Source organism: Maribacter dokdonensis DSW-8 (assembly GCF_001447995.1).
GTDB classification, from domain to species: domain Bacteria; phylum Bacteroidota; class Bacteroidia; order Flavobacteriales; family Flavobacteriaceae; genus Maribacter; species Maribacter dokdonensis.
The window spans coordinates 66074-75465 of sequence record NZ_LDPE01000009.1; the positions used below are offsets into that span (position 1 = coordinate 66074).

General features: G+C 41.0%; 4 protein-coding genes and 1 pseudogene. All 5 read right to left on the reverse strand.

All coding sequences use genetic code 11. The annotated features are described in order from the left end of the window. Window positions 1–65: 65 nt before the first annotated feature. Complete coding sequence (locus I600_RS18580; protein WP_058106078.1) at window positions 66–1247, reverse strand: gliding motility-associated C-terminal domain-containing protein; 1182 nt, start codon at window positions 1245–1247, stop codon at window positions 66–68. A 4-nt stretch (window positions 1248–1251) separates the two neighbouring features. Then, entirely contained in the window at window positions 1252–1905 is a 654-nt protein-coding gene (locus tag I600_RS18585) for a hypothetical protein (RefSeq protein WP_058106072.1), read from the reverse strand. Window positions 1906–1907: 2 nt separating this feature from the next. Continuing rightward, on the reverse strand, window positions 1908–7241 hold the full coding sequence (locus tag I600_RS18590; RefSeq protein WP_058106073.1) for a beta strand repeat-containing protein: 5334 nt from the start codon (window positions 7239–7241) through the stop codon (window positions 1908–1910). A gap of 235 nt (window positions 7242–7476) precedes the next feature. Then, window positions 7477–8640 carry a gliding motility-associated C-terminal domain-containing protein gene (locus tag I600_RS18595; protein ID WP_058106074.1) on the reverse strand — a complete coding sequence of 388 codons (1164 nt, stop codon included), beginning with the start codon at window positions 8638–8640 and terminating at the stop codon, window positions 7477–7479. Further along, window positions 8640–9392: pseudogene (locus tag I600_RS19355) on the reverse strand (hypothetical protein); the annotation flags it as partial. The pseudogene I600_RS19355 and the gene I600_RS18595, both read right to left, overlap by 1 nt.

Here is a 9392-nt window from a genome sequence, read left to right on the forward strand (position 1 = left end):
GAAAGTGGTCAATTCATTCCATAATAAAGTAAAAATAGTAAATCTTGATCTTAAAAGATGTAAGATTAGTTGTCTTCCCTTGTGGTAAGGTATAAATACCCTTGATGTCTGAGGTTTATATCATTTAGGGTAACTATATAAAAATAAATACCCGATGGTAAACCTATATTCTTTGCAATGACACCGTTGACATTGGATATTCCATTGAATTCGTTGTTATAATTCTTCATTGAATATACCATTCTACCGTACCTGTTAAAGATTTGTAGGGTATTATTTGGTGAGCCTTCTATACCTTCTATGACAAGAAAATCATTGATGCCATCACCATTTGGCGTCATATAATAATTGTCTAAAGATATGTTCTCAACAGTTTCCAGAAGATCGGAATTACCACCAATGGTTATGATTTCGTAATCACTTGGTATAAAGTCTTCGGAGGTAATAGAACCGCTATTAAAATCTCCCTCTACATTGGTATTGCCCAAATTGACCCATACTTTGTCTATAATGCTCCAACCTACCACTTTTAGGTCTGTAATAAAATCACCATAAAGGCTGGCATTGCTATCTTGATCCCATGTTAAGGTTACTTTTGATGGAATACTACCTTCTAAATGCCAGAATTCATATTCGCTAACCGATAAAAATTGATTTTCGGTCAAACTGGTATCAAAAGTAGTACCTACAATACTAGGAGTATTAGGGTCTTCAAAATAATAGGCAGCTTTAGTATAATCGTTTGAACTTTCTGAGGATATGGTCAATGGTCGTAACTTATCGAACTGACCAATGGGGAAGGTGAAGTCGGTTTTATTACTCATAGCCGCATAGCCATCTACCTTTGTGGTATTGCCTTCGCCTATATAAAATGAATCGTTTAAAAAATTAATATTGACATCTGATGCTGCCCTATTGGTCACAACATCACCTGTAATGAAATTGGCATTGTTTAAAACACCTACGGTATTATCAACATAGAGATCATTATCTACGGCAATTTCAAAATCATAGAAAATAGGATTTGATCCGCCAGATATGGTCAAAGCTTTATCCAGGGCATAAAAACCCACTAGACCTTTGTTTTGGTTAAAAGCTCCGTTATTTATTACATCCATGTGAAAACCTACAAGTCCGTCATCATGAATTTGGATATTACCATAATTATGTACGGCATCTTGACCGTAGCTGTATATGGTACAGAGAACAATGCATATGGTATGTATTAATGTGTAGGTATTTCTCATAAACTTATCTATGTGCTTCATAAATTACAACAACCCCATCGGCATAATTATCTGTATTCAATGTAAAACCGGTAGAGGTGAATGCGGTAACCGTCGCTGAGGTCAAGCCTAATTTATCACCATTTTGGTTGGCGTATCTTACACCGATACTATGTGAATCTGAAGCATATCTAGAAATATCGTTAATAGAATTTCCGCTACCTCCATTAAAGATTACTTGCTCGGTAATGGAGCCGTTATCATCCCTAGCAAATCCTTTCATGCTACCATAAGCGTTAGGTAGGCCTGTTTCATTGTTTCTGGTACCGTTATCGCTGTCAAGATTAAAATCCTCTACGTTGGCATAAGCAACAAACGATACTGAAGTTGGTTGAAAAGGAATTCCGCTAACCGATAGTGTACCGGATCCGGATATTCTAAAAGTGCCGGTATAGGTAGTTTTCTGCCCCATTTGATTCCAAGAAGTGCCATCAAAAACATATACTTGATTAGTATCCGTATTAAAGACCAATGATCCTTTTGCGGCGTCTGTAGTTGCGTTTATATCAGTCGTTGTGGCATTGGTTAACCCAAGTAATAATCCACTTTCCAATTGGGCATTGGAAATGACACCGGTTAGAAAGATGATAGAATATAGGATGTAATTTTTTAATCTCATTTTTATAAATCTAAAACAGTGAACATAAATTCAGAATCAAATCTTGAACGGTCTGTGCCACCGTTGTCATTATCACCTATGATTACCTCAAAACTAGTTGCGGTTTGGTTAGAGTAGGAAATACCAGGGTCGTCGTTACCAGCACCACCTCTTCCAGGTTGTGTTAATTGAATGATATAATCTGCATCAGATACCGCACCCGTAGGTAGTGTAACTCTGTAATAACCAACACTGATTCTAGTTACGGTAACTCCAGCTGTTGCTTTGGTGACCCCACCAGCAGCACTTATTTTTCCAATGGCTTTAATTGGACTCATAGAATTTACCCATTCAGTACCGGTAGCTGTTGAAGTTAATACTTGACCAGCGGTACCAGGGGAATCATTTTCATCTAGTATAGCACCTTCCAATTCTAAAGTTTCATTTATGATTACTGATGTGTCACTACTGGTTTCTTCGATTTTCATGGCTTCTATACCACCAACAGTAAAGGCAATTTCGTCAGCTGCAGGTCTAAACATACCAGTATTCGTATCATCATTAAATCGGTATGCCGGTTCATTTTCTGTTCCATTAGAATTTAAAATTCCTTGAGAACGAATTGCTCCTGAAACATGAAGCTTGTTTGTTGGGTTTGAAGTTCCTACGCCCAAACTATTACTGCTGGAATTCCAGAATAATTGACCGTTATTTTCGGTTGGAGTACCATCTGCTCCAGCAAAAAAAACAGATCCCGTAGTACCGGTATGAGATAAATCGGATAAAGGAACGTCTAAATCTCCATTAGAATCAGATATTCTTAAGTAGTTGGTACCGGCAACATCAACAGTAGAAAAACTAGTGTTGGTTTCATTGGTGGCACTTAAGTCCTCGTCTGCAGTGTTATGCGCGGCAATAGCGGCTGAATTTGATGAAATTGAATTATTCTGAGTAGTTTGCTCTGCTTCCAAAGTATCGATGTCCGTAGCATTCGTAGCGATATTGTTATTCTGAGTAGTCTGTTTCGCTTCTAGGTTGTCAATATCTGTAGCATTGGTTGCTATCGCATTATTCTGCGTAGTCTGTTCCGCTTCTAAAGCATCTATATCGGCAGTATTTTGGTCCACATCGGCTCTTAATGCCGTGTCGTCATACGCCAATCCGCTGATGTCCACGGTTTGGTCACCACCAAGGTCGGTCACGGTAAGGTCCGTTCCGTCGAAGCTGATGCCCGTATTGTATTCGTTTGAATCGCTCAAATCTCCATCGTCGCTGTTGTGGGCAGCAATGGCTGCAGCGTTAGTGGAGATATCCGAGGCATTAGTGGCAATGGAATTGTTCTGTGTTGTTTGCTCCGCTTCCAACGCATCTATATCCGAAGCATTCGTAGTAATATTGGTATTTTGAGTGGTCTGCTCTGCTTCCAAAGCATCTATATCTGCAGTGTTTTGATCCACATCGGCTCTTAATGCCGTGTCGTCGTAAGCCAATCCGCTGATGTCCACGGTTTGGTCACCACCGCCATCGGTTACGGTAAGGTCCGTGCCGTCGAATCTGATGCCTGTATTATATTCGTTGGAATCGCTCAAATCTCCATCTGCAGTGTTATGTGCGGCAATAGCGGCTGAATTTGATGAAATTGAATTATTCTGCGTTGTTTGCTCCGCTTCCAAAGCATCGATGTCCGTAGCATTCGTAGCAATATTGTTATTCTGTGTTGTTTGCTCTGCTTCCAAAGCATCTATATCTGCAGTGTTTTGGTCCACATCCGCTCTTAATGCCGTGTCGTCATACGCCAATCCGCTGATGTTCACGGTTTGGTCACCACCAAGGTCGGTCACGGTAAGGTCCGTTCCGTCGAAGCTGATGCCTGTGTTATATTCGTTGGAATCGCTCAAATCACCATCGGCAGTGTTGTGCGCTGCAATGGCTGCAGTATTAGTGGAGATATCCGAGGTATTTGTTGCAATGGAATTGTTCTGTGTTGTCTGTTCCGCTTCAAGATTATCAATGTCAGTAGCGTTTGTTGCTATCGCATTATTCTGCGTAGTCTGTTCCGCTTCCAATGCATCGATGTCCGTAGCATTCGTAGCAATGGAATTGTTCTGAGTAGTCTGTTCCGCTTCCAGATTATCAATGTCAGTAGCGTTTGTTGCTATCGCATTATTCTGTGTTGTCTGTTCCGCTTCCAATGCATCTATATCGGCAGTATTTTGGTCCACATCCGCTCTTAATGCCGAGTCGTCATACGCCAATCCGCTGATGTCCACGGTTTGGTCGCCACCAAGGTCGGTCACGGTAAGGTCCGTTCCGTCAAAGCTGATACCCGTATTGAATTCGTTGGAATCGCTCAAATCTCCATCGGCAGTATTGTGGGCAGCAATGGCTGCAGCGTTAGTAGCGATATTGTTATTCTGTGTTGTCTGTTCCGCTTCTAGGTTATCAATATCAGTTGCATTCGTAGCAATGGAATTATTCTGAGTGGTCTGCTCGGTTTCCAATGCATCGATATCGGCAGTATTTTGGTCCACATCGGCTCTTAATGCCGTGTCGTCATACGCCAATCCGCTGATGTCCACGGTCTGGTCACCACCAAGGTCGGTCACGGTAAGGTCCGTTCCGTCAAAGCTGATACCCGTATTGAATTCGTTGGAATCGCTCAAATCTCCATCGGCAGTGTTATGTGCAGCAATGGCTGCTGTGTTAGTGGAGATATCTGTTGCATTAGTAGCAATGGAATTGTTCTGAGTTGTCTGTTCCGCTTCTAGATTATCAATGTCAGTTGCGTTGGTCGCGATATTGGTGTTCTGTGTTGTCTGTTCCGCTTCTAAAGCATCTATATCGGCAGTATTTTGGTCCACATCGGCTCTTAATGCCGTGTCGTCATAAGCCAATCCGCTGATGTCCACGGTTTGGTCACCACCAAGGTCGGTCACGGTAAGGTCCGTTCCGTCGAAACTGATACCCGTATTGAATTCGTTGGAATCGCTCAAGTCTCCATCGGCACTGTTATGTGCTGCAATAGCTGCAGTATTAGTGGTGATATCGGTTGCATTCGTAGCGATGGAATTATTCTGTGTGGTTTGTTCAGTTTCCAAAGCATCGATGTCCGCAGTATTTTGGTCCACATCCGCTCTTAATGTCGTATCGTCGTAAGCTAGTCCACTGATGTCCACGGTTTGGTCGCCACCAAGATCGGTTACGGTAAGGTCGGTTCCGTCGAAACTGATGCCCGTATTGTATTCGTTGGAATCGCTCAAATCTCCATCAGCAGTATTGTGGGCAGCAATGGCTGCTGTGTTAGTGGAGATATCGGTTGCATTCGTAGCAATGGAATTATTTTGAGTAGTCTGTTCCGCTTCTAGATTATCAATGTCAGTTGCATTCGTAGCGATGGAATTATTCTGAGTGGTCTGCTCGGTTTCCAATGCATCTATATCGGCAGTATTTTGGTCCACATCGGCTCTTAATACCGTGTCGTCGTAAGCCAATCCACTGATGTCCACGGTTTGGTCGCCTCCAAGGTCGGTCACGGTAAGGTCCGTTCCGTCGAAGCTGATGCCGGTGTTATATTCGTTGGAATCGCTCAAATCTCCATCGGCAGTGTTATGTGCAGCAATGGCTGCTGTGTTAGTGGAGATATCGGTTGCATTCGTAGCAATGGAATTGTTCTGCGTAGTCTGTTCTGCTTCTAAGTTATCAATATCAGTTGCATTCGAAGCGATGGAATTATTCTGAGTGGTCTGCTCGGTTTCCAATGCATCTATATCGGCAGTATTTTGGTCCACATCCACTCTTAATGTCGTATCGTCGTAAGCTAGTCCACTGATGTCCACGGTTTGGTCGCCACCACCATCGGTTACGGTAAGGTCGGTTCCGTCGAAGCTGATACCTGTGTTATATTCGTTACTGTCGCTCAAATCTCCATCGGCAGTATTGTGGGCAGCAATGGCTGCTGTGTTAGTGGAGATATCTGTTGCATTGGTTGCTATGGAATTGTTCTGAGTAGTCTGTTCTGCTTCCAGATTATCGATGTCAGTAGCGTTTGTTGCAATATTGGTATTCTGCGTAGTCTGTTCTGCTTCCAGCGCATCTATATCGGCAGTATTTTGGTCCACATCGGCTCTTAATGCCGTGTCGTCATATGCCAATCCGCTGATGTCCACGGTTTGGTCACCACCAAGGTCGGTCACGGTAAGGTCCGTTCCGTCGAAGCTGATGCCTGTATTGTATTCGTTGGAATCGCTCAAATCTCCATCGGCAGTGTTATGTGCAGCAATGGCTGCAGCGTTAGTGGAGATATCGGTTGCATTCGCAGCAATAGAATTGTTTTGCGTTGTTTGCTCAGCTTCCAGATTGTCAATATCTGTTGCGTTTGTAGCGATATTGGTATTCTGTGTTGTCTGTTCCGCTTCCAGATTATCAATGTCCGTAGCATTCGTAGCAATGGAATTATTCTGAGTGGTCTGCTCGGCTTCTAAAGCATCGATGTCCGCAGTATTTTGGTCCACATCCGCTCTTAATGCCGTGTCGTCATATGCCAATCCGCTGATGTCCGTACTTACATCGCCACCGGCATCCGATACCGTTAAATTTGTTCCGTCAAAAGTGATGGCTGTATTGAAATCATCGGTTGCATCTGTATCTAAATTTACAGGTAGGTCTTTTAAATCATTAAAGCTCCCGGAGAAATCATCGGCAGCATTTTGATCAAATGCCGATAAATCTACTACAGTTGCATTGGGGTCGTTAGATAAAGTAAGTACGCCAGATGTATAATCCAAGGTCTGTATTTCATTTTGGGCGTCTGCATCTGCATCATCCACATTGATGGTAAGGGCATTGCCATTATCAATACTGATATTACCTGGGGTATTATCGGTTTGTAAATTTTGGTTGTCGGTTACAGCTATTGAAATAACGGTTTCTATTCCGTTTTCATTAGTGTACGTGTATGTACCGTCGCCATTATCAATAAGTGTAGATATGGTTTGTGCCGCTCCGTTAAAAGTGATCGTATTACCGTTGCCATCATCTAGGGTTATGGTGCCATCACCATTATCTGTAAAAGAAAAATCGTTGGTATTAATGCCGTCACAAAGGTTTGTCCATACCGTTCCGTTGAAGTAATGAACACATTGGGTATCGGTATTGTACACTACTGCACCGTTCAAAGGGGTAATAGCCTGCATTTGTGCGGTGGAAAGTCTTGTAAGTACAAAAGCTTTGTCCGTACTCTCTAATTCTACAATAGAAGCTGAATGAATAGTGTTAGGGTTCTGACCTATTTTTACTTGTGCCGTAACACAGAAAGAAATAAATGAGAAGAATAATAGAAATTTAATTTTTGAAGACATTTACAATGTGGGGAATATGTTAACATCTGTAAAAATAAAGGGGGTTTTGTAAGAAAAATAGAATATGTTGTGTACTTAGGCAAATATGTTGGGAATGTAAACAAGTGTTTCATTTAAACCTAGTAATCTGCACTTTATCTAATGGTTGTGGGGTGTAGCGGTTATTTTAAAATAACAAAAAGTAGGAAAAATCGCATTAAAATAAAGATTGTCTCCTGTTCTTTTACTATATATTTTATCGTGTTAAATACAAGAAGCCTTGGTAATTTAAATCCTCATCTGGAATGTGGATAGTGTAAAAATATACACCAGTAGGTAAACCCTCTTCTGCACCAAAAGGTACATTGTCCAAATTGGAAAAACCTACAAACTCATTGGTATAATTCGTTTTTTCAAATACTTTGAGTCCATAACGATCATAAATTTGAACAAAATTACTGTTGAATTCCTCTAGCTCCTCAATATAGAAGGTGTCGTTAACCCCATCGCCGTTTACCGATACAAAGAAGTTATCAATAAAAAGGACATCTTTTGCAAGAGGTTCATACGGTTCTTTTGATGTGCCAAAGGTAATAATATCGAATTCATCTGGCAGTATTGATCTTGTGGTTATGAAGCCTTCGGTAATTGTGCCAACAGGGGCACTTCTAGATAAATTTACCCATTGCTGTTGTGCCTTGCTCCATCCCACAGGTATGATCAAAGAAACATCATTTGTAAGTCTAGATAGATTACTACGTAGGTTCCAGCTTAAAGAAACCGTTGAAGGTACCGTGCCTTCTAATTGCCAAAATTCGGCTGTACTAACCAATTCGACATCAAAAGCCTTGGTAGCGGTATTATAGGTGTTTGCCAAGGAAACAGGATTGTTGGCATCTTCATAGAAGTAAGCACTTTTAGCGAAAAGGTTAACACTTTCAGATATTAGAATTAGAGGTCTTAAATACTCGTTGTCCCCAATAGGAAAGCCAAATTCTTGCTGATTGGTGATAGCCGCATAGCCTTCAATTTTGCTAAAGTCATTTTCACCGTTGTAAAAAGAATTATCTACAAAATTATAGAAAATATTAGGTTGTGATAGGTTAGTAAGAATGTTACCAAAAATAAAATTGGTATTACTAATATTGTCCACACCTAAATCTAACTGCATATCATTTTCCAATGCGAGCTCCATGTCATAGAACTGTGGTGTTACCGTCCCAGAAACAGTAATGCGTTCTGAACCATAAAAACCAGCCAGCCCAAGGTTGTTGTCCAGGGGAGATTCATTAATGAAATTGGTATGGAAACCAATACTGCCACCGTTATGAATGCGCAAATTGCCATTATTATATAGGGCAGATTGTGCAGAAACAATTGCCGTGCATAAAAAGAAAAATAAGAAGGCTATGTTTTTCATTAGTCGTTCTGCTTTTCTAATAACATGGTTTTGATCTCTTCCATTTGGGTTTTTAAAGCCTCTATTTCTGAACTCATGCTAGTATTGGCTTTTTGGAGCTCTTTAATTTTCTTTTCTTGTTCAATAGTGTGAAGGAATAATTCTTCTATTTTTTCGAGGTTTACTCTAGAGGATTCGCTCACATTCCAAAACCCTTGTTCTTTCACTGCTTGTGCAGATTGAATGCCGGGTAAGTGATTGTTCTCTTTTACAAAAGCTTCTATTTCAGCTAATGTTTTAAACGTATAACTAGGGTTTAAAATGGAATTGCCCAAGAAGTATTTTTGGAAAACGTAGTCTGGTACTATGTTAATTGCTGTGGCGAAAATTTCTCCTTCCGCTCTTATGTCTCCGTTTACGTGAAGTTTAGCAGTAGGAATAGTTAAGCCTATGCCAACATTACCATCATCAATTATTCTTAATCTTTCTAAACTATTTGTCGAAAATGCCAATTCAGATTCAGCCGGTAACCACATTCCAGAATTTAAATCGTCTTGAAAGCGATAAGCCGGTAGACTAGCAGCTCCGTCACCATTTGCAATAGTACTTGCTCTAATTTGACCGTTTACATCTAGTTTAGAATCTGGATTAGGGGCTCCTACCCCTAACTTAAGTGTGGTATTATTCCAAAACAATTGATCATTGTTTTCCGCTATACCACCTGTACCATCGGAAAATAAAATTGAACCTGTATTGGCAGGGTTGGTAAGGTC